Source organism: Sinosporangium siamense (genome assembly GCF_016863435.1).
GTDB classification, from domain to species: domain Bacteria; phylum Actinomycetota; class Actinomycetes; order Streptosporangiales; family Streptosporangiaceae; genus Sinosporangium; species Sinosporangium siamense.
Window position 1 is genome coordinate 132,880 of record NZ_BOOW01000042.1, and the last position, 17,572, is coordinate 150,451.

Genomic DNA, 17,572 nt, shown 5'->3' on the forward strand with positions numbered 1-17,572 from the left:
ATCGCCCCCGCTTGACCTTCATATCGGTATCAACGTTGATGATTCTGCCATGACTCATCAGAACAACTCGGGGGAGTACACCATGGAGACGCGCACGCCTGTGACGGTCCTCGGCCTGGGGCTCATGGGCCAGGCACTGGCGGGGGCCCTGCTCGGCGCCGGACACCCGGTGACCGTGTGGAACCGCACGCCGGCGAAGGCCGGCGACCTCGTCGCCCGCGGGGCGAGACTCGCCGGCTCGGCCGAGGAGGCCGTCGCGGCCGGTCCGCTCGTGATCGTCTGCCTCAGCGACTACGACGCCGTGCGCGGCTTGCTCGGCCCGCTTGGCGGCGCGCTCGGCGGGCGGGTGCTGGTCAACCTGACCTCGGGCACCTCGCAGGAGGCACGCGAGACCGCCGAGTGGGCGGCGGGGCAGGCCGCCGCGGCCTACCTCGACGGCGCGATCATGGCGACCCCCGCGGCGATCGGCACGGACGCCGTCGTCGTCTACAGCGGGCCGCAGGCCGCCTTCGACCGGCACGAGCCGGCCCTGCGGAGCCTCGGCTCCGGAGCGACCTACCTCGGCGCCGACCACGGCCTGGCCGCGCTGTACGACGTGGCCGTGCTGAGCCTCGCCTGGAACGTCCTGAACGGCTACCTGCAGGGCGCCGCCCTGCTCGGCGCGGCGGGCGTGGACGCCGTGACGTTCACCCCGATCGCCCTCAAGGGCATCGAGACCGTGAACACCTGGTTGCCCGGCTACGCCAAGCAGATCGACGAGGGCGCCTACCCGGCCTACGACTCCACCCTCGACACGCACGTGGCCGCGATGAACCACCTCATCCACGAGAGCGAGGCCCTCGGTGTCAACGCCGAGCTGCCGAGGTTCGTCAAGGCCCTGGCCGACCGGGCCATAGCCGGCGGGCGGGGCGGCGACGGCTACGCGGCGCTGGTCGAGCAGTTCAGGTCACCCGCGGGGGCGGGGGCATGACGTTCGACCCTCGGGCGCTGCTCGCGCGGAGCCGGCTCGGGGTGCTCGCGACGATCAAATCGGACGGCCGCCCACAGCTGTCCCCCGTCCAGCCGTTCTACGACCGGGAGGCCGAGCTTCTCTACGTCTCGTTGAACGAGGGCCTGGCCAAGACGGCGAACCTGCGGCGGGACCCGCGGGCCGCGCTGGAGGTCACCAGGGCGGACGGCCGGGCGTGGGCCACCGCCGAGGGCACGGTGACGCTCACCGGGCCGGGCGCCGACCCCCACGGCCCCGAGGTCGAGGCGCTGGTGCGCTACTACCGCCTGGCCGCCGGGGAGCATCCCGACTGGGACGAGTACCGCTCGGTGATGGTGTCCGACCGCCGGGTGCTCATGACGATGGCGGTCGAGCACGTCTACGGGGCCACGCTCACCTGACGCCGTGCCGTACGGCACGAGCCTGGCGAGGGCGGGGGAGCTCGGCGGGGCCGAGCCGCCTGCCGAGGCTGCGCATGTCGAGCCCTTCCGGACCCTCCTCGTCGAGGAGCTCGATCGCGGTGCGGATGATCTGCTCCTTGGTCAGGGTCTCGCGCGGCATGCGGCAACCCTCGCCGAGGCGCACTTGGTCCAGGCCGCTGAGCGCGGTTGGACAACCGCGCGGGAGGTCTGCTTTGCTCCTGGACTCATGCACGACAAACAAGGACAACGACATGTGTAGTCTCCGCGTCCGCCGTTTCTCGGCAGGGCGGCGCGCCGCGGCCACCGTCCCGCACGGACAGGGCGGGCTCTGATGCCGAGACGGGGGACGAAGGTCGTCAGGCTGGCCGCGCTGGGCGCCGCGGCGGGTGTGGTCGTGGCGGGGATCGCGCTTCCCGCCGTGGGGGGCGCGGGCCTCGGGGTCACGACGGTGGCCGACAAGATCGACCTGAAGCCGGCCGACCTGGTCGAGCCGCCGCTGGCCGAGGTCACGACGATGCAGGACGCCAAGGGGAAGCGGATCGCGCGCTTCTACGAGCACTACCGCGAGGTCGTCGGCTCCGGCGAGATCGCCGAGGTGATGAAGACGGCGATCGTCGCGATCGAGGACTACCGCTTCTACGAGCACGGCGCGATCGACCTTGAGGCCACGGTTCGGGCACTCGCCGCGAACCTGCAGGCCGGCGGGGTGCAGCAGGGCGGGTCGAGCATCACGCAGCAATACGTCAAGCAGGTGCTGCTCAACTCCGCCGCCACCAAGGCCGAGCAGGAGGCCGCGCTGGAGGCCACCTACGGGCGCAAGCTCATCGAGCTGCGCTACGCCATGGGGGTCGAGCAGAAGTACACCAAGGACCAGATCCTTGAGAAGTATCTGAACATCGCCTACTTCGGCGCGGGTGCCTACGGTGTGGAGGCGGCGGCAAAACGCTTCTTCGGCGTCAAGGCCGACCGGCTCACGCTCGCGCAGGCGGCCACGCTGGCCGGCGCCGTACAGGACCCGAACGCCACCGACCCCAACCGGGGGCGGCAGCATCGCGAGCGGCTGCAGCACCGGCGCGACGTCGTGCTCAACCGGATGGCCGAACTCGGCAAGATCACAGCGGCGGAGGCGGAGGCGGCGAAGGCCACCAAGCTCGGCTACAAAGGCACGAAGCTTCCCGGAGGCTGCGAGTCCAGCAAATCTCCGTACTTCTGCCTCTATGTTCGCCACGAGATCCTGAGCAACCCCGACTTCGGCAAGACACCCGAAGAACGCCTCAAGATGCTCAACCGCGGCGGGCTCACCATCCGGACGACCCTCGACCCGGCCATGCAGGCCGCCGCCGAACGCGCGATCAGGAAATACGTGCACGCCTCCGACCGGGCCGTCGCCTCCGAGGCGCTGGTGCAACCAGGCACCGGGGCGATCAAGGCCATGGCGGCGAGCAGGCCGTACGGCACGAGCAAGGCCGGCCACGAGATCGCCCTCAACGTCGTGGCGGACCGGGCGCACGGCGGCGGCGTGGGCTTCCAGGCCGGCTCCACGTTCAAGACCTTCACCCTGATCAGCGCGCTGCAGAAGGGCATGAAGCTTGACGACGGCCTCACCGCCGGCGCGGGTTACCGCGCGCCGGGCTACGCGACGTTCAAGAACTGCGCGGGCGAGAACATCGGCGACCCCGGCCACACCGTCACCAACGACGAGGGCTCGCCCGGGTGGAAGACGCTGCGGACCGGCACCTGGGGTTCGGTGAACACCTTCTTCATGGAACTCCAGCAGCGGGTGGGCCTGTGCGACACGGTCACCACGGCCAAGTCGCTCGGCATCCGCCGCGCCGACGGGGGCGAACTCCAGGAGTACTCGACGTTCACGCTCGGCATCAACGAGATGGACCCGGTGACGGTCGCCAACGCGTATGCCGCCATCGCGGCGCGCGGCACCTACTGTGCGCCGATGGCCATCACCCGCATCACCGATCGGAACGGCGACGTCACCCGATATCGGCCCAAGTGCCGCCAGGCGCTCGACCCCGAGGTCGCCGACGCGACGGCGGAGGTGCTGTCCGGCGTCTTCACCAAGGGCACGATGCGCGGCGTCGGCGGCATCGGCCGCCCGGCAGCGGGCAAGACAGGCACCACCGACGGCTACGCGACCGCGTGGTTCGCCGGTTTCACCCCGGACCTGGCCGGGGCGGTGAGCATCGGCGACCTGCGCGGCTCCCAGGCCAACAAGCTGACCGGGGTGACGATCGGAGGGCGCTACCACGGGGTGGTGGCGGGGGCCACGGTGCCCGGGCCGATCTGGAAGGACACGATGATCGGCGCGCTGCGCGGCGTGCCCGCGGCGTCGTTCACCCCGGTGAACACGGCGCGTTTCGGTGGCTGCTCGGACGGCTGCCGCCCGGCTCCGGAGCCCACCTCCGAGGAGGAGGCCGGCCCCGAGACCGATCCCGGCTCGGCGGAGGACACAGGTCCGGCCGAATGAGATCTCCGGTCTCACGCACCCGCCCCCGTGGAGGGTGTGTGAGGCCGGTCCTCTCCACCGGCCGCCCCGGCTTCCGCCGTACCCCGCCGCCGGAGGTCAGGACGCGGTGCGGCGGCGGAACATGACCGCTGCGATCGGGGCGCTGACCAGCACGAACCCGCCGAGCCACGCGGCGGCCCGCACACCGGACGACCCGATGGGCAGCTCCAGGAGCAAGGCCCGCAAGCTGTCCACGACCGGTGTGATGGGCTGGTTCTCGGCGAACCACCGCACCGCCCCCGGCATGGTCTCCGAGGGAACGACGCCGTTGGAGAGGTAGGGGAGGAAAAGCACGATGAAGCTGAACGCCCCGGCCGCCTGGGTGGACCTCACCAGCAGCCCCCAGAGCACCGCGAGGGACGACATCGCCAGGATGTAGGCCGCCACCAGGGCGGACACCAGCAGCCAGTCGGCGGGGGAGGCATCGGGACGGAAGCCGAGCAGGACCGCCGCCGCCAGCGCGATCGCGCACGAGACCAGGTTGCGGATCACCGACGCGACCACGTGCCCGGCCGGCACCACCCATCCGCTGATCGGCAGGGTGCGGAAACGGTCGATCATCCCGCCGGTCATGTCCTCGGCGATGCTGACGGCGGTCAGGGCCGCGCCGTACCCGCCCGACATGAGCAGCACGGCGGGGACGACGAAGTCGATGTAGTCCAGCTTGCTGGAGCCGGTGGTGATCGCACCGCCGAAGACATACACGAAGAGCACCATGATGATCACGGGAAGGGCCGTGTTCACGATGAGGCCGTCGGGGACGCGCACCTCCCGGCGCAGGTCTCGGACGACGAGGCGGCGCAGGTCGCCCGCCGTGGTGAGGGCGCTCACGCGGCCACCGCCGTGAGCTCGAAGAAGACGTCGTCGAGGGTGGGGGCGCGCAGCTCGACGCGTTCGACGGCGACGCCCGCGCGGTGGAGGAGGTCCAGCGCGTGCCGCAGCTCGCCGGGCCCTTGGACGGCGACCGTGATCTCCCGCTCCTCTGGGTCGGAGTGTGCTCCGGTGCCGGCGAGTGCGGCGTGTGCCCGGGGCAGGTCGGCCAGGTGCTCCAGGTGCACGATCAGGCGATCGGAGCCGATGTGCCGCTTCAACGCGCCGGGGGAGTCGTCGGCGACGACCCGCCCCTGGTTGATCACCGCGACGCGGTCGGCGAGCTGGTCGGCCTCCTCCAGATATTGCGTGGTCAGCAGGATGGTCGTGCCGCTGGCCAGCAGCTCGCGGATCACCGCCCAGAGTTCGGCGCGGCTGCGCGGGTCGAGCCCCGTGGTGGGCTCGTCGAGGAACAGGATGCGAGGGGCCGACACCATGCTCGCCGCCAGGTCGAGGCGGCGGCGCATGCCGCCCGAGTAGGTCGCGACCTGGCGGTTCGCGGCGGCGGCGAGGTCGAAACGCTCCAGCAGCTCCGCCGCCCGTCGCCGGGCCGTCCGGCGGCCCATGTGGTAGAGGCCGGCGAACAGCTCGAGGTTCTCCCGCCCGGTCAGCAGGTCGTCCACTGTGGCCTGCTGGGCGGTGAGGCCGATGGCGCGGCGTACGGCGACGCCCTCACGGGTGACGTCGTGCCCGGCCACGACGGCGGTGCCGCCGTCGGGCGGCAGCAGGGTGGTGAGGATGCGGACGGTGGTCGTCTTGCCGGATCCGTTGGGGCCGAGCAGCGCCAGCAGCGTTCCGGTGGTGACGGTGAGGTCGATCCCGGCCAGCACCCGCGTGCTGCCGAAGGACTTGGTCAGTCCTCTGGCTTGGATCGCATCTGCGAATGGCATACTGTGTATCGCGTTCATAGTTTCAAGATAATGCACAATCCTTGGAGGGAGTCAAGGAGGAGATTCGATGGCCGAGGAATGGTCGTTCCCATCTGTGCTGGAGCGGATGTGGGGACGTGAACCCACCACCCGCCGGGGTCCGCGCCCCCGGCTGGACCTCCCCACGATCACGGCCGCCGCCATCGAGATCGCCGACGCCGAGGGCATCGGCGGAGTCTCGATGGCCAGTGTGGCCTCGCGGGTGGGGGTGGCGACGACCGCGCTCTACCGCTACATCGACAGCAAGGAAGACCTGCTCACCGCCATGGCCGACGCCGTCGCCCCGTTGCCGCCCGACCCGGAGGGGATGCACTGGCGTGACTACCTCGCCCTTTGGACGCGTGCCCAGCGCGACATCCTGCTCCAGCACTCGTGGCTGCTGGCGATCTCCGCCAACGTCCCCCCGATGGGACCGCGGCGGCTGCTGTGGCTGGACCGCGCCCTGGCCGCCCTCGAAGGCACCGGCCTCGACGAGGGCGAAAGAGTCAACGTCGCCAGCTCCCTCACCGGGTTCGCGCTGACCGACGCGTCACTGATCCACAACGTCCTCGGCGACAGCCAGCTCGACAAGGCCGGCCTCAAGGGCGCCTCCGACTACGGCGAGGCCCTCGCCGCGGTGCTCGACCCCGCCGACTACCCGGCCCTGTCCGCCGCCGTCGGCGCCGGTGTCTTCAGCGGTGTCGTGGGCTGGGTGGACGACGGCGACTTCCTCTTCGGCCTCAACCTCCTCCTCGACGGCGTCGAACAACTCATCGCCCGCCGCCGGGCCGGAACCTGAACCGTTCGTGATCGGCCGACGTCGAAAAGGATGACGGGGGATCGATCCGGGAGAGGAGGACGCCGAAGTCGGCGATGGCGGGGCAGAAATCCTGGAAGATCAGCCAACGGCGGTTCACGCCGGAGACGATCCCCTTGGCGATGACCCGCGACCCGGGGTTGGGCTGGTTCCAGTCGGGCGCGAAGACCGGCCCGCCGCTGTCGCCGTCGGCTTGGTGAGTGGCGCGGCGAATCCACCCGAGCGAACTCGCCGGTGGTGAATGCCTGGCGACACAGAGCGTCACCGGCTCCCGCCCCATTCTCCTTCCACCGGGCAACGGTTAAGGAGGGGGTGGTACGGCGGGAGCCGGCCGCTTAGCCGGTGCTCCTGCGCGGCCAGTGTCCCCGGGAGGCGAGGTGGAGGATCAGGGTGGCGATGTTCCACGCGTCGTCGTCGCCTCGGTGGTGGCGGCCCTCCAATGGAAGGCCGGCGATCTCCAGGGCCTGTGCCATGCCGACGCGCCTGGGCAGGGCGAATGCCTCGGCGAACACCGCCTTGGCGTTGATGTGGCGGCGGCCGAAGGGATAGTCGGCGGGGCTCGCCTCGCACTGGCGGGTGAACTGTTTGCGGTCGTAGTCTCCCCAGCTCGCCCATGCGCGTCTGCCCGCGTGGTGCTCCTTGGCCAAAAGGCGGCACGCTTCGGCGAAGTCGACGCCCTTGTCCACCTCGGCCTGGGTGAGGCCGGTCAGGTCCGTACAGAACGGGCTGACCGTCGAGTGGCGCGGGCGCACGAGGATGCGGTGCCGGGCGACATGCGTGCGGGCGGCCAGGTCGACCAACGTCAGGCCGATCTCGATGATCTCGCTGACCTGCCCCGCCGGTGGCCGCCCCGGCCAGCAGGTGGCCTCGACGTCTACGACGTTCAGCAGCTGAGCCCCGTTACCCATGCGGCGAGGCTAGCGGGCTCGACGAGGCGCCGGCACCGGGTTTTCCCGCCACGGCCCGGCAGGCGTCGCCGGTGCGGGACGGCCCCGTGGTCCCACACCGGCGATGCCGTGTTGCGTGAACCGGTTATGCGAACTGGCCGGGCCGGTAGTCGCCGGCGGGCTGCTGGACGATGACGTTCATGCGGTTGAAGGCGTTGATGAGGGCGATGACGATCACCAGGGCGGCGAGCTCGTCCTCGTTGTAGTGCTTGGCGGCGTTCGCCCACGCCTCGTCCGTGACCCCGCCGGACGCGTCGGCGATGCGGGTGCCCTGTTCCGCCAGCTCCAGAGCGGCCCGCTCGGCGTCGGTGAACACCGTGGCCTCGCGCCAGGTCGCGACCAGGTTGAGGCGCACCGTGGTCTCCCCGGCGGCTGCGGCCTCCTTGGTGTGCATGTCGGTGCAGAAACCGCAGCCGTTGATCTGGCTGGCGCGGAGCCGCACCAGCTCCTGTGTGGCAAGGGGCAGCGTCGACTCCGAAAGCGCCCTGCTCGCCGAGACGATGTCCTTCAGGTTCTTGCCGATGGACGGGATTTTCATGAGGTTCAAGCGAGCGTCCACGGTCGGACTCCTCTGTGGTCGGTGATGGTTGCCGGTGGACCCGCGGCATCGATCCGGCACCGGATCGGCCGGCCTTGAAGGACGATCGCGGGTCCAATCAGTCCGACGACACAACCCCTCGCGATGTGAGGCGCCGCAGGTAAGGCGCGCCGAGGCGGTGGGCACGCCGGCCCCCTGCGGGCCCGCTTCAGGCAGGCGCGTCCGCCGTGAGCATGCCGCCCAAAGTGAGGTCCACCAGCCGGCCGGCCTGTTCCTTGGAGATCTGCTCGGACACCCAGGCGGCGGCGTTCATCAGCGCGAACACGTCCCCGCCTGTCGTGTCCCCGCGAAGCGCCCCGGCGCTCTTGGCTCTGTCGAGCAGCATCTCACCGATCTCGGTCATCCGTACACACGATTGGTGCAGCTCGGAAGCCTCGTCGTCGGCGCCCTTGGCGAGCAGGCCGGCGAGGCCGCCGTAGGCGGCGGCGTGGGCGACGATCGTGTGCACCCACGTGGTGAGGGCCTCGGCGGGCGACGGGTGGCCGAGCAGCTCCTCACCCCTGGCGAACAACGCGGCGTTGCGCTCACGCAACAGCGCGCCGACGAGGGCCCGGCGGGTCGGGAAGTGCGCGTAGAGGGTGCCGATCGCGACCCCGGCCCCGCGGGCGACGCCTTCGAGCGAGGCGCCGACCCCCTGCTCGCGGAACACCGCTTCGGCCTCGGCCAGGATGCGGTCGCGGTTGCGCTGCGCGTCGGCGCGCGGCCTGCGCCGAGAACCGGTCATTTGCCCTCCTCGCTGATTCGGTGCATTCTGATGATACTTTCTTGAGGCACCCTCGACTTATCGTTTCGGGAGGAATCATGATCTTGGTGACCGGAGCCACCGGCTCCATCGGGCGACACCTCGTGCGGCTGCTCCAACGGGACGGCGTCGCCTTCAGGGCACTCGTCCGCGACGAGGCCAAGGGGCGTGCGCTGGGCTGCGACTACGTCGTCGGCGACCTCGGCGACCCGGCGTCGATCGACGCGGCCCTGCGCGGCGCCGACCGGCTGTTCCTCAACAGCACCGGTGCGCAACCGGTCGACGGGGAACAGCCGGTGATCCGCCTGCAGAAGAACGCGATCGACGCCGCCGCGAGGGCCGGCGTCGACCACATCGTGAAGGTGTCGGTCTGGCACGCCAACGAGGGCGGGCTGCTCTCAGAAGGCGCACACTGGGAGATTGAGCGGCACCTCGCGTCCGCCGGTCCCGGCTGGTCGACCCTGCAGCCGGGCGGTTTCATGCAGAACTTCCTCGGCTACGGCTCCTTCACCGCGGCCGGCGAGCTGATCAACCCTTACGGCGACACCCCGGTCTCCTACATCGACTGCCTGGACATCGCCGCCTGCGGCGCCGCCCTGCTCACCGGCGCGTACGGCAAGAGCGAGACCTACGTCCTCACCGGACCGGAGGCGGTCACCCACGCCCAGATCGCCGGGAAGCTCTCCGCCGTGCTGGGCCGGGTGGTGCCCACGCTGGAGATGGGCCCGCAGGAGCTGGCCGCCAATGTGAAGTCCCAAGGGGTGCCGGCCCGCTTCGCGGATGACTTCGCCGGCCTCCTCGCCAAGGTGGCGAACGGCGCGCACACCGCGACCACTTCGGCCGTGCGTGACCTCACGGGACGCCCGGCGCGCGACTTCGACGCCTTCCTGGCCGACAACCGCCCCGCCTTCGAGGCCCTCCTCCCGGCTCCGGGCACAACCGCCTAGTGCTTCACCAGACGACGCTCTCCAACCGGGCTTCGCCGTACACCGCCCGTGAGGAACACCTCCCCTGGATCGACCCGGCCCATCCGGCCTGACGAACGGCCCGGTGTCGCGGCTTCACCGCTCAGAAATCCTCCGCCACGTCGTCAGTTCTGGTAGCCCCTCGCCACCTGCGGAAGGATTGACGACCATGACCGACGCCAGACTGCCAGGCGACGACGAGGCCGCGTTCATCGCGGCGGCCCGCTCAAGTGACGCGGGACAGTTCGCGCTCATCACGGAGCGCTACCGGCGTGAGCTGCAGGTGCACTGCTACCGGATGCTCGCGAACTATGAGGACGCCCAGGACATGACGCAGGAGACGTTCCTGCGGGCGTGGAACAAGCGGGAGTCGTTCAAGGGCCACGCTGCGCCGCGGACCTGGCTGTACCGGATCGCGACGAACGCCTGCCTCGACTTCCTGGAGAAGCGCAACGACCGCACACCCGTGCCTGCCGGGCTGCCGGGCGCGGGCTCGGAGGTGCGCTACCTGCAGCCCTACCCGGACCGGATGCTCCCGGAGGACCCGCAGGAATCGGTGGTGACGCGGGAGACGATCGAGCTCGCGTTCATCGTCGCCGTCCAGCACCTGCCGCCGCGGCAGCGGGCGGTGTTCATCTTGCGCGACGTCCTCGGCTGGCCGGCGTCGAAGGCCGCCGACGCCCTCGAGCTGACCGTCGCATCGGTGACCAGCGCACTCCAGCGGGCGCGCGTGACGATGCGCGAGCAGCTGCCCGACCGCCGCCTCGACTGGCGGAGCCCTGCCACGCACGAGCTGTCGGATGACGAGCGCGGCGTGGTGAAGTCGTATATGGACGCCCATGAGCGCAACGACCTCAACGGGCTGACGGCCCTGCTACGCGACGACCTGCGCTTCGCGATGCTGCCCGAGCCGGGCACCTTGGTCGTCACGGCCAAGGACGCGGTGGACGGCTGGGTCTCCGGTGGGCTCTTCCAGCGTGGCTACGACGACTGGCGCTGCATCGCCACGACGGTCAACCGCATGCCTGCCGCCGTGCTGTACGTCCGCACCCCCGACGACCCGGAATACCGTTTGTTCAACATCGCGGTCCTGCACATCGTCGACGGGAAGATCGCCGAGCTCACCGGATTCGACGCCACCGGCAAACCATGGCTGAGCCTGCCCGCGACGCTGTGATCAGACAAGTCCCCGAGCCGAGCATTCGGCCCGTGTTCAACGCCTCGTCTCGTATCGGGTCAGCACCACGCCGCCGGGAAATGTCCGCGTCTCGACCAGGTTCAGGTTCACCCAGCTGTCCAGCGCGGTGAAGAACGGCGTGCCGCCGCCCACCAGGACCGGCAGGGTGACCAGCGCGTACTCGTCGATCAGCCCGGCCCGCATGGCCGCCCCGGCGAGCGTCGCGCCGGCGATGTCCATCGGGCCGCCGTCCTCGGCCTTGAGCCGGGCGATCTCGGCGACCGCGTCGCCGGTGACCAGGCGGGTGTTCCAGTCGACCTTGTCGATCGTCGATGAGAACACCACCTTCGGCATGTCCCGCCAGAGGCGTGCGAACTCGATCTCCGCCGGGGTGGCGTCGGGCTGCTGGTCGCCGGTCGGCCAGTGGGAGCTCATCGTTTCCCACAGCTTGCGCCCGTAGAGCGACAGATCGCTCGCCCGCATCTGGTCATACCACCACTGGAACCGCTCGGCGCTCGGCGATGAGTCCGGTCCGTCCCCTCCACTCCAGCCGATGTCGTCGCCGGTCGCGGCGATGTAGCCGTCCAACGTCACGTTCATGCCGAAGATCAGTTTCCGCATCGTGCCAGCCTTCCGTGAGTCGATCTCACACATACAGACGAACGCGGCGCGGAAACCTAATCGGTGCGCGATCCGCGTCCGCGGGCAGTCCTCGCGTTCCGGATGTTCCTCACGGGCCTGCACCGGTTGACTCTCCCGTAGTGAGAGGGCTTGTACTGAACTCGTCATGTTCAGCATTGGAGAGTTCGCCAAGTACGGGCGGGTGTCGATCCGGATGTTGCGTCACTACGACGCCATCGGGCTGCTCCCGCCCGCCCATGTGGATCGGTCCACGGGCTACCGGCACTACGAGGCCGGGCAGCTCGCGCGGCTCAACCGCATCATCGCCCTGAAGGATCTCGGCCTCAGCCTCCAGCAGGTGGCCGCGATCCTGGACGAGCGTGTCGGCGTCGAGGAGATGCGCGGCATGCTGCGGCTGCGCCGGGCCGAGCTGGAGCAGGTCATCAGCGACACCGCGGCCCGGCTGACGCGGGTGGAGGCCAGGCTCAAGACGATCGAGGGGGAGGGCCGCACGCCCGGCGCCGACGTGGTCGTCAAGAACCTGCCTCCCGTACGGCTGGCCGAGGTGACCGGCACCGCCGCGAGCTTCGACCCGCAGGACGTCGGGCCGGTCATCGACCCGCTCTTCGCCGGCCTGTGCCACCGGTTGAACGCCGCCGGTGTGACGCCCGTCGGACCCGCCCTCGCCCGTTACCGCGACGCGCCGGACGGCGGGGGAGCGGTCGTCGTGCACGCCGGGCTGCCGGTCGCGGCCGAGGTGCGCCGCGTCGACGACGGTGTCGCGGTCGTCGACGTGCCGGGGGTCGACCTCGCCGCGACGATCGTGCACCGCGGCTCCATGAACGACGTGCTTCCCACGTCACAGGCGCTGGCGCGCTGGATCGACGCCAACGGCTACCGCTCGACGGGATATGCGCGTGAGCTGTCCCTCGCCACGCCCGAGGACACCTCCCAGTGGGTGATCGAACTCCAGGAACCCATCGTTTCGATCTGACTTTTTGAGGAATGCATGTTCGGCTACACAGGTTCGGGTCCTTACTGCTATACGAGCTGTCTGGGGATGGTCTTCGGCCCCGAGGCGTCACCGCCGCTCGCGATCATCGAGACGCTGACCGGCTCCCCCTTCGGTGTCCAGCTGGAAAGGGGCACTATGCCGTGGTTCGATCCGTACGGCTGGTCGCCGGAGATCGGCGTGGACGACGCGCTGGCGCTGCTCGGCTGGAGGTGCACGCGGAGCGACGGGGGCACTCCGGAGGAGGCGCTGGCCCGCCTGCGCGCGGCCTGCGCGGACGGCCCGGTCGTGGCCGGTCCGGTGGACATGGGGCTGCTCCTCTATCGCCCCGGCACCCCGATTCGCGGTGGCGGCGACCACTATGTCGTGGTGATCGCCGTCGACGGCGACGCCGTACTCCTCCACGACCCCCACGGGCACCCCTACGCGACGCTGCCGGCGGCGGACTTCGTCGAGGCGTGGAAGGCCGAGACGGTCACCTACATCGACCTGCCCTATGTGATGCGCTCCGGTTTTGTCAGGGAACGCGAGGTGGACGCGGCCGACGCTCTGCGCGCGTCGCTGCCCGGCGCCGTGGCGTGGTTGTCCGGCCGCGACGACCTGCCCACGGCACCGGGTTCCCTGGGCGGCGCCGCCGCGGTCGAGGCCCTGGCGGGGCTGGTACGGCAGGGGCTTGACGCGGACACGCGTTTCCTGTTGGAGAAGTTCGGCATCCGGCTCGCGGCCCGCCGTCTCGGGGACGCGGCCATGTGCCTCACGATGGTGGGCGCGGACGAGGCGGCGGCGATCGCCGACGAGCAGGCACGTCTCATCGGCTCCTTGCAGCACCCGCTCGTCACCGGCGACGGCAAGGCGGTGGAGGCGGGACTGCTGAGGCTGGCGCCCACATACGAACGGCTGCGTGAGGCGCTGGTCGCGGGGCAGAGGTAGTAGAGCGGCCGGCCGACCTCACATTCTGCGGGGCTGTCTCGTCGGTCTGTTGAGGGAAGAGGCGACAGAGGAGAGTCGGCGAGATCATGACCACCCCATACGAGCCGGGAGACGGCGGGTCCGATCCGGGCCTGAGCGCGATCACGAGTGAGCGGCGTCAGCTGATCAATCTCGCGTACCGGCTTCTCGGCTCGCTGGCCGACGCCGAGGACGTCGTCCAGGAGACGTATGCCCGCTGGTATTCGATGACCCGGCGGCAGCAGGAGGCGATCGAGTCCCCCGGCGCCTGGCTGACGAAGGTCGCCGGTCGCATCTGCCTCGACCTGCTCGGCTCGGCCCGGGTCCGGCGGGAGAGCTACGTGGGGGAGTGGATCCCCGAGCCGATCCCCGATCGTGCGGAGTGGGGCGGCGGGCGGTCCGCCGACATCGCGGTGGACCCGGCCGACCGGGTCACCCTGGACGAGTCGATCAACATGGCCTTCCTCGTGGTGCTTGAGTCGATGACCCCCGCCGAGCGTGTCGCGTTCATCCTGCACGACGTCTTCCGCTATCCCTTCGCCGACGTGGCGGAGATCGTCGGACGCACGCCGGTGGCGTGCCGCCAGCTCGCCACCTCGGCCCGCCGCCGCATCCGAGAGTCGCGGGCGGCCGTGCCTCCCGCGGCCCGGCAGGCCCGCGTCGTCAGGGACTTCAAGCAGGCGTGGGAGGCCAAGGACATCGATGCGCTCATCGGGCTCCTGGCTCCCGACGCCACCGCGACCGCCGACGGCGGCGGCCGGGCCCAGGCCGCGCTCCACCCCGTCGAGGGCGGCGAGCGGCTCGCCCGCGTCATGGTCGAGTTCGGTCGCAGGGCGCCCGAGCTGACGCTGCTGGAGCGCACGGTCAACGGTCAGCCCGGACTGGTGGCTCAGCAGGACGGCGTCACCGTGATGGTGATGGCGTTCGAGGTCGTGGAGGACCGGATCAAGCACATCTGGGCGGTGCGCAACCCGGAGAAGCTCCGGCCTTGGACGACGGGCTCCGCGGGTGACATGACAGATGTCATCTGATCCGGTGGAACCGTCGACCCTGCTGTGGTCGGCGCAGCGCGTGCACGGGATGCTGCGGAACAGCCGCCTGCCGATCAACGAGGGATGGGGGCACGTGGCCGCCCAGCAGTCCACCTGCGTGGTGGACGCCGCCTCCCGCTATCTGACCGAAGGCACACCGCCCGCCGCAGGCCCGACGTGGTCCCGTTCACCACCCAAGGCGCCCGCCGGACCCGGTCTCCTCAAGACGCCCCGGTGAGCTCTCTCCGCACGCGGAGACCGAGGGCCTGATTGAGCACGGCGTGCACGTGCTCCACATCGGCGGGGGCGTTGTCGATGAGGAGCGCGGTGCACAGCCCGTCGGAGACGGCGACCAGCGTCGAGATCGCCACGGGATCGTCGGTGAGGGTCGCCGCGAGCTCCGCGATGCTCTCCCGCCACAGGCGGGCCGTCGGCCGCAGCGCGGGCCTGCGGGAGGCGAGGGTGGACAACTCGCGCTCGGCGAGCGCCTGCTCGCGCCCGGGGCCCACGGACTCGACGATGAGGTCGGCGAGTCCGCGCAGCTTGTCGTGGTGGTGGTCGATGATGTCGCGGATGCGGGCGGTGTATGTGTCGGCGACGCTGGACAGCGCGGCGACCAGGAGATCGTCGAGCGTGGCGAAATAGTAGGTGCTCAAGCTGGTGGGAATGCCCGCCTGCTTGGCGACGGTGCGATGGGTGACCCCGGCGGCGCCGTCACGCTGCACGACTGCGAGGGTCGCCTCAATGATCTCGGCTCGGCGTCTCAACCCTCGGGCCTTGCGCCCGTCGATCACCGTGCCGCCCTCGTCGTCCATGCTCCCTCCCGTGATTCTCAGGGTAGTCGAGCCGGGCGGGTTCCACCGGCTCGACATGGCCGAGCGGCCGCACGTGCCGCAGAGCCGTCAGGGACAGTACGGCGGCGGCCGCGATGGCGACACCCGCGACAAGTGAGGCGGCGTTCACACCCGTGGTGAACGCCTCTTTCGCGGCCGCCAGCGTCTCCGGCGCGACCCGATCGGCCACCGCGAGGGCGCCGCTCAGGCTGTCGGCGCCCTCCGGGGGGAGGCCTGGCGCCTGCGTACGGTAAACGACGGTCACGAGGCTGCCGAGCAGTGCGACGCCGACCGCGATGCCGAGTTCCTGCACCATCTCGGACACGGCTGCCGCCGAGCCCGACTTCGACGCCGGCGCGGCGCCGACGACCATGTCGGTTCCGAGCGCGGCGATCGCACCGAGGCCCAGGTAGACCAGCGCGAACCCCACCACCACGGGTACGGCGTCGCCGACTCCGGCGGTCGCCGACAACGCGTAACCGACGACCGACAGGGCCAGCGTGACCCCCATGACGAGCCCGGGACGCACCCGGCGGGCGATGAACGGCGTGCCCACGGCCGCGGCGAACATCGCCAGTGCCGGCGGGCCCATCCACAGCCCGGCAGCCGCCGGAGACAGACCTTCCACGAGCTGTAGAAACTGCGTGACCAGGTACATCGAGCCGCCCACCCCGACCAGGCCGACGAGCAGGATCGCCGAGGCGGCGGCGAAGGCGCGGTTCGTGAACAGCGTCACGTCCAGCAGCGGCGAGGCGAGCCGCCGCTGACGGCGCGCGAACACCACACCGGCGACCGACCCGGCCACCAGCAAGAGCGCGGTGCGCACACCGGGGCCGTGCGCGGCCATGTCCTTCACGGCATAGATCACGGGCAGGATGGCGGCCAGCGAGAGCACCACACTCACCAAGTCCAGGCGGCCGGCCTCCGGATCCGCATACTCCGGCAGCAGCACCCGCGCCCCCGCCAGGACCACGACCGCGACCGGCAGTGCCAGCAGGAACGCGGCCCCCCACCAGAACCGCTCCACCAGCACCCCGCCCACCACGGGGCCCGCCGCCATCCCGAGAGCGAACATCGTCGCCCACACGCCGATGGCCACCGCACGCTGGCGTACGTCGGGGAACATGTTGGAGATCAGCGACAACGTCGAGGGCATCAACGTGGCGCCCGCGACACCCAGCAGGGCCCGGGCGAGGATCAGCAGCTCGGCGCTGGGGGCGAACGCCGCGAGGACCGACACTGCGGCGAAGGCCGTCATCCCGATCATCAGAAGCCGGCGGCGGCCGATCCGGTCACCCAGGGTTCCCATGGTGATGAGGAAGCCGGCGATGAAGAAGCCGTAGGCATCCATGATCCACAACGTCTGCGTCGACGACGGCGTCAACTCGGCGGCCATGCTCGGCATCACCAGGTAGAGCACCGTCACGTCCAGGCCCAGCAACACCGTCGGCAACGCCAACAGTCCCAGCCCCGCCCACTGACGGCCCGTGGCTTTCGTCACGACAAATCCCCTTTCCTCAACTACTTGGACGATAGTACAACTAGGACCATCGTCCAAGTAGTTTGATTCCCGGGGGCCCTTGCTCGGCCGGAAGAGTCGAGGCCGCTATCGGCATGCCACTCGCCTTGCTCAGCGGGCCGCCCCTGGCGACATCGACGCACTGCGGAACCTGGCACGGATACGGGCGAGGGCGGTGATCGGGAGGAGGCGGGTGACCGGGGCGGTGCCGAACGCCTCATCCGCTCCAGTTCGACTGCTGAGGGGAAGATCGAGGCGCCTTGAAGCCTGTAGCCCAGGTGGGGCCGTCCGGAAGCAGCCGCGTGTCTCAGCGTGCATGGCGCCTACGGCTTGCTGCTGTCGTAGCCGGCTCCGCCGTACCCCTTGATCACCGTCTGTGTGTCATCTGTTGAAGGTGGTTTCTCTGCTTTGAGGCGGGTCCCGTGCTGTGCCGTACCGGACTATTTGCCGGTATGTGGTGGTGAGGTGGGCAGCTGACGGCGATGCGAAGTCCGCCCCGATGCTGCCCGCCGACCTCGCCGAGCATCCCGATCTGTGGCGTCAAGTGGTCGGGATCGTTCACCGCGACGTCGGCAGGAGGATGTGGGGCACCGCTGAGTGGGTGCCCGGTTCGCCTACCTGGCCGGGGCGTTCTGTCGCGGGAACAGTTGCTT

The 17,572-nt window shown here is 70.3% G+C and carries 21 protein-coding genes; 11 read left to right on the forward strand and 10 right to left on the reverse strand.

The genetic code is table 11. From position 1 onward, the window contains the following. Window positions 1-49 precede the first annotated feature (49 nt). Together Ssi02_RS31505 and Ssi02_RS31510 are read left to right on the forward strand one after the other, a co-directional pair. Complete coding sequence (locus tag Ssi02_RS31505; protein WP_239130146.1) at window positions 50-970, forward strand: NAD(P)-dependent oxidoreductase; 921 nt, start codon at window positions 50-52, stop codon at window positions 968-970. Beyond that, the gene (locus Ssi02_RS31510; RefSeq protein ID WP_204031215.1) at window positions 967-1,389 is read left to right on the forward strand and encodes a PPOX class F420-dependent oxidoreductase; all 423 of its coding nucleotides are present in this window, start codon (window positions 967-969) and stop codon (window positions 1,387-1,389) included. The genes Ssi02_RS31505 and Ssi02_RS31510 overlap by 4 nt, the downstream gene beginning before the upstream one ends. Here Ssi02_RS31510 and Ssi02_RS31515 read toward each other — a convergent pair. Beyond that, window positions 1,382-1,549, reverse strand: coding sequence for a hypothetical protein (locus Ssi02_RS31515; RefSeq protein WP_204031216.1), 168 nt, complete (start codon window positions 1,547-1,549; stop codon window positions 1,382-1,384). The genes Ssi02_RS31510 and Ssi02_RS31515 overlap by 8 nt on opposite strands. Window positions 1,550-1,741: 192 nt before the next feature. Here Ssi02_RS31515 and Ssi02_RS31520 point away from each other — a divergent pair, with 192 nt between their 5' ends. Then, on the forward strand, window positions 1,742-3,892 hold the full coding sequence (locus Ssi02_RS31520; RefSeq protein WP_204031217.1) for a transglycosylase domain-containing protein: 2,151 nt from the start codon (window positions 1,742-1,744) through the stop codon (window positions 3,890-3,892). 96 nt (window positions 3,893-3,988) lie between these two features. On the opposite strand, the gene Ssi02_RS31525 is transcribed toward Ssi02_RS31520, so the two are convergent. Both Ssi02_RS31525 and Ssi02_RS31530 read right to left on the reverse strand, forming a co-directional pair. Beyond that, window positions 3,989-4,762: an ABC transporter permease gene (locus Ssi02_RS31525; RefSeq protein ID WP_204031218.1), complete on the reverse strand. Its 774-nt coding sequence runs from the start codon at window positions 4,760-4,762 to the stop codon at window positions 3,989-3,991. After that, the gene (locus Ssi02_RS31530; protein ID WP_239130148.1) at window positions 4,759-5,691 is read right to left on the reverse strand and encodes an ATP-binding cassette domain-containing protein; all 933 of its coding nucleotides are present in this window, start codon (window positions 5,689-5,691) and stop codon (window positions 4,759-4,761) included. The genes Ssi02_RS31525 and Ssi02_RS31530 overlap by 4 nt, the downstream gene beginning before the upstream one ends. 67 nt (window positions 5,692-5,758) lie before the next feature. On the opposite strand from Ssi02_RS31530, the gene Ssi02_RS31535 reads away from it, so the two are divergent. Continuing rightward, window positions 5,759-6,508: a TetR/AcrR family transcriptional regulator gene (locus tag Ssi02_RS31535; protein WP_204031220.1), complete on the forward strand. Its 750-nt coding sequence runs from the start codon at window positions 5,759-5,761 to the stop codon at window positions 6,506-6,508. Here the strand turns inward: Ssi02_RS31535 and Ssi02_RS31540 are convergent. The 4 genes from Ssi02_RS31540 to Ssi02_RS31555 all read right to left on the reverse strand — a co-directional run bounded on the left by Ssi02_RS31540 (window position 6,480) and on the right by Ssi02_RS31555 (window position 8,795). After that, the gene (locus tag Ssi02_RS31540; protein ID WP_204031221.1) at window positions 6,480-6,806 is read right to left on the reverse strand and encodes a hypothetical protein; all 327 of its coding nucleotides are present in this window, start codon (window positions 6,804-6,806) and stop codon (window positions 6,480-6,482) included. The two genes, Ssi02_RS31535 and Ssi02_RS31540, sit on opposite strands and share 29 nt — an antisense overlap. A gap of 55 nt (window positions 6,807-6,861) precedes the next feature. Then, window positions 6,862-7,434, reverse strand: coding sequence for a 3'-5' exonuclease (locus Ssi02_RS31545; RefSeq protein WP_204031222.1), 573 nt, complete (start codon window positions 7,432-7,434; stop codon window positions 6,862-6,864). Between the two features lie 124 nt (window positions 7,435-7,558). Then, on the reverse strand, window positions 7,559-8,032 hold the full coding sequence (locus Ssi02_RS31550) for a carboxymuconolactone decarboxylase family protein (RefSeq protein WP_204031223.1): 474 nt from the start codon (window positions 8,030-8,032) through the stop codon (window positions 7,559-7,561). 187 nt (window positions 8,033-8,219) lie between these two features. Continuing rightward, window positions 8,220-8,795 carry a TetR/AcrR family transcriptional regulator gene (locus tag Ssi02_RS31555; RefSeq protein WP_204031224.1) on the reverse strand — a complete coding sequence of 192 codons (576 nt, stop codon included), beginning with the start codon at window positions 8,793-8,795 and terminating at the stop codon, window positions 8,220-8,222. Between the two features lie 77 nt (window positions 8,796-8,872). Between Ssi02_RS31555 and Ssi02_RS31560 the strand changes: the two genes are divergently transcribed. Beyond that, the gene (locus Ssi02_RS31560; protein ID WP_204031225.1) at window positions 8,873-9,760 is read left to right on the forward strand and encodes an NmrA family NAD(P)-binding protein; all 888 of its coding nucleotides are present in this window, start codon (window positions 8,873-8,875) and stop codon (window positions 9,758-9,760) included. Window positions 9,761-9,947: 187 nt separating this feature from the next. Next, on the forward strand, window positions 9,948-10,955 hold the full coding sequence (locus Ssi02_RS31565) for an RNA polymerase subunit sigma-70 (RefSeq protein WP_204031226.1): 1,008 nt from the start codon (window positions 9,948-9,950) through the stop codon (window positions 10,953-10,955). Between the two features lie 36 nt (window positions 10,956-10,991). Here the strand turns inward: Ssi02_RS31565 and Ssi02_RS31570 are convergent, their stop codons facing one another. Then, on the reverse strand, window positions 10,992-11,576 hold the full coding sequence (locus tag Ssi02_RS31570; protein WP_204031227.1) for a dihydrofolate reductase family protein: 585 nt from the start codon (window positions 11,574-11,576) through the stop codon (window positions 10,992-10,994). Between the two features lie 166 nt (window positions 11,577-11,742). Here Ssi02_RS31570 and Ssi02_RS31575 point away from each other — a divergent pair, with 166 nt between their 5' ends. The 4 genes from Ssi02_RS31575 to Ssi02_RS31590 all read left to right on the forward strand — a co-directional run bounded on the left by Ssi02_RS31575 (window position 11,743) and on the right by Ssi02_RS31590 (window position 14,805). Continuing rightward, entirely contained in the window at window positions 11,743-12,570 is an 828-nt protein-coding gene (locus Ssi02_RS31575; protein WP_204031228.1) for a MerR family transcriptional regulator, read from the forward strand. Between the two features lie 15 nt (window positions 12,571-12,585). Continuing rightward, the gene (locus Ssi02_RS31580) at window positions 12,586-13,518 is read left to right on the forward strand and encodes a YobF C-terminal domain-containing protein (protein ID WP_204031229.1); all 933 of its coding nucleotides are present in this window, start codon (window positions 12,586-12,588) and stop codon (window positions 13,516-13,518) included. Between the two features lie 86 nt (window positions 13,519-13,604). After that, complete coding sequence (gene sigJ, locus Ssi02_RS31585) at window positions 13,605-14,567, forward strand: RNA polymerase sigma factor SigJ (protein ID WP_204031230.1); 963 nt, start codon at window positions 13,605-13,607, stop codon at window positions 14,565-14,567. Next, window positions 14,557-14,805, forward strand: coding sequence for an alpha/beta hydrolase (locus Ssi02_RS31590; protein WP_204031231.1), 249 nt, complete (start codon window positions 14,557-14,559; stop codon window positions 14,803-14,805). Before sigJ ends, Ssi02_RS31590 begins: the two co-directional genes overlap by 11 nt. Here Ssi02_RS31590 and Ssi02_RS31595 read toward each other — a convergent pair. After that, window positions 14,789-15,382: a TetR/AcrR family transcriptional regulator gene (locus Ssi02_RS31595; RefSeq protein WP_204031232.1), complete on the reverse strand. Its 594-nt coding sequence runs from the start codon at window positions 15,380-15,382 to the stop codon at window positions 14,789-14,791. The genes Ssi02_RS31590 and Ssi02_RS31595 overlap by 17 nt on opposite strands. Then, the gene (locus Ssi02_RS31600; protein WP_204031233.1) at window positions 15,309-16,901 is read right to left on the reverse strand and encodes an MFS transporter; all 1,593 of its coding nucleotides are present in this window, start codon (window positions 16,899-16,901) and stop codon (window positions 15,309-15,311) included. The genes Ssi02_RS31595 and Ssi02_RS31600 overlap by 74 nt, the downstream gene beginning before the upstream one ends. Before the next feature lie 478 nt (window positions 16,902-17,379). Here Ssi02_RS31600 and Ssi02_RS31605 point away from each other — a divergent pair. Continuing rightward, on the forward strand, window positions 17,380-17,572 hold a 193-nt coding region (locus tag Ssi02_RS31605; RefSeq protein WP_204031234.1), incomplete at its 3' end, for a hypothetical protein.

What these genes read in the sequence shown, in the direction of transcription:
- Ssi02_RS31505 (WP_239130146.1), top strand. Translation starts at nt 50, where the DNA reads ATGACTCATCAGAACAACTCGGGGGAGTACACCATGGAGACGCGCACG.
- Ssi02_RS31510 (WP_204031215.1), top strand. Translation starts at nt 967, where the DNA reads ATGACGTTCGACCCTCGGGCGCTGCTCGCGCGGAGCCGGCTCGGGGTG.
- Ssi02_RS31515 (WP_204031216.1), bottom strand. Translation starts at nt 1,549, where the DNA reads ATGCCGCGCGAGACCCTGACCAAGGAGCAGATCATCCGCACCGCGATC.
- Ssi02_RS31520 (WP_204031217.1), top strand. Translation starts at nt 1,742, where the DNA reads ATGCCGAGACGGGGGACGAAGGTCGTCAGGCTGGCCGCGCTGGGCGCC.
- Ssi02_RS31530 (WP_239130148.1), bottom strand. Translation starts at nt 5,691, where the DNA reads ATGCCATTCGCAGATGCGATCCAAGCCAGAGGACTGACCAAGTCCTTC.
- Ssi02_RS31535 (WP_204031220.1), top strand. Translation starts at nt 5,759, where the DNA reads ATGGCCGAGGAATGGTCGTTCCCATCTGTGCTGGAGCGGATGTGGGGA.
- Ssi02_RS31540 (WP_204031221.1), bottom strand. Translation starts at nt 6,806, where the DNA reads ATGGGGCGGGAGCCGGTGACGCTCTGTGTCGCCAGGCATTCACCACCG.
- Ssi02_RS31545 (WP_204031222.1), bottom strand. Translation starts at nt 7,434, where the DNA reads ATGGGTAACGGGGCTCAGCTGCTGAACGTCGTAGACGTCGAGGCCACC.
- Ssi02_RS31555 (WP_204031224.1), bottom strand. Translation starts at nt 8,795, where the DNA reads ATGACCGGTTCTCGGCGCAGGCCGCGCGCCGACGCGCAGCGCAACCGC.
- Ssi02_RS31560 (WP_204031225.1), top strand. Translation starts at nt 8,873, where the DNA reads ATGATCTTGGTGACCGGAGCCACCGGCTCCATCGGGCGACACCTCGTG.
- Ssi02_RS31565 (WP_204031226.1), top strand. Translation starts at nt 9,948, where the DNA reads ATGACCGACGCCAGACTGCCAGGCGACGACGAGGCCGCGTTCATCGCG.
- Ssi02_RS31570 (WP_204031227.1), bottom strand. Translation starts at nt 11,576, where the DNA reads ATGCGGAAACTGATCTTCGGCATGAACGTGACGTTGGACGGCTACATC.
- Ssi02_RS31575 (WP_204031228.1), top strand. Translation starts at nt 11,743, where the DNA reads ATGTTCAGCATTGGAGAGTTCGCCAAGTACGGGCGGGTGTCGATCCGG.
- Ssi02_RS31580 (WP_204031229.1), top strand. Translation starts at nt 12,586, where the DNA reads ATGTTCGGCTACACAGGTTCGGGTCCTTACTGCTATACGAGCTGTCTG.
- sigJ (WP_204031230.1), top strand. Translation starts at nt 13,605, where the DNA reads ATGACCACCCCATACGAGCCGGGAGACGGCGGGTCCGATCCGGGCCTG.
- Ssi02_RS31590 (WP_204031231.1), top strand. Translation starts at nt 14,557, where the DNA reads ATGTCATCTGATCCGGTGGAACCGTCGACCCTGCTGTGGTCGGCGCAG.
- Ssi02_RS31595 (WP_204031232.1), bottom strand. Translation starts at nt 15,382, where the DNA reads ATGGACGACGAGGGCGGCACGGTGATCGACGGGCGCAAGGCCCGAGGG.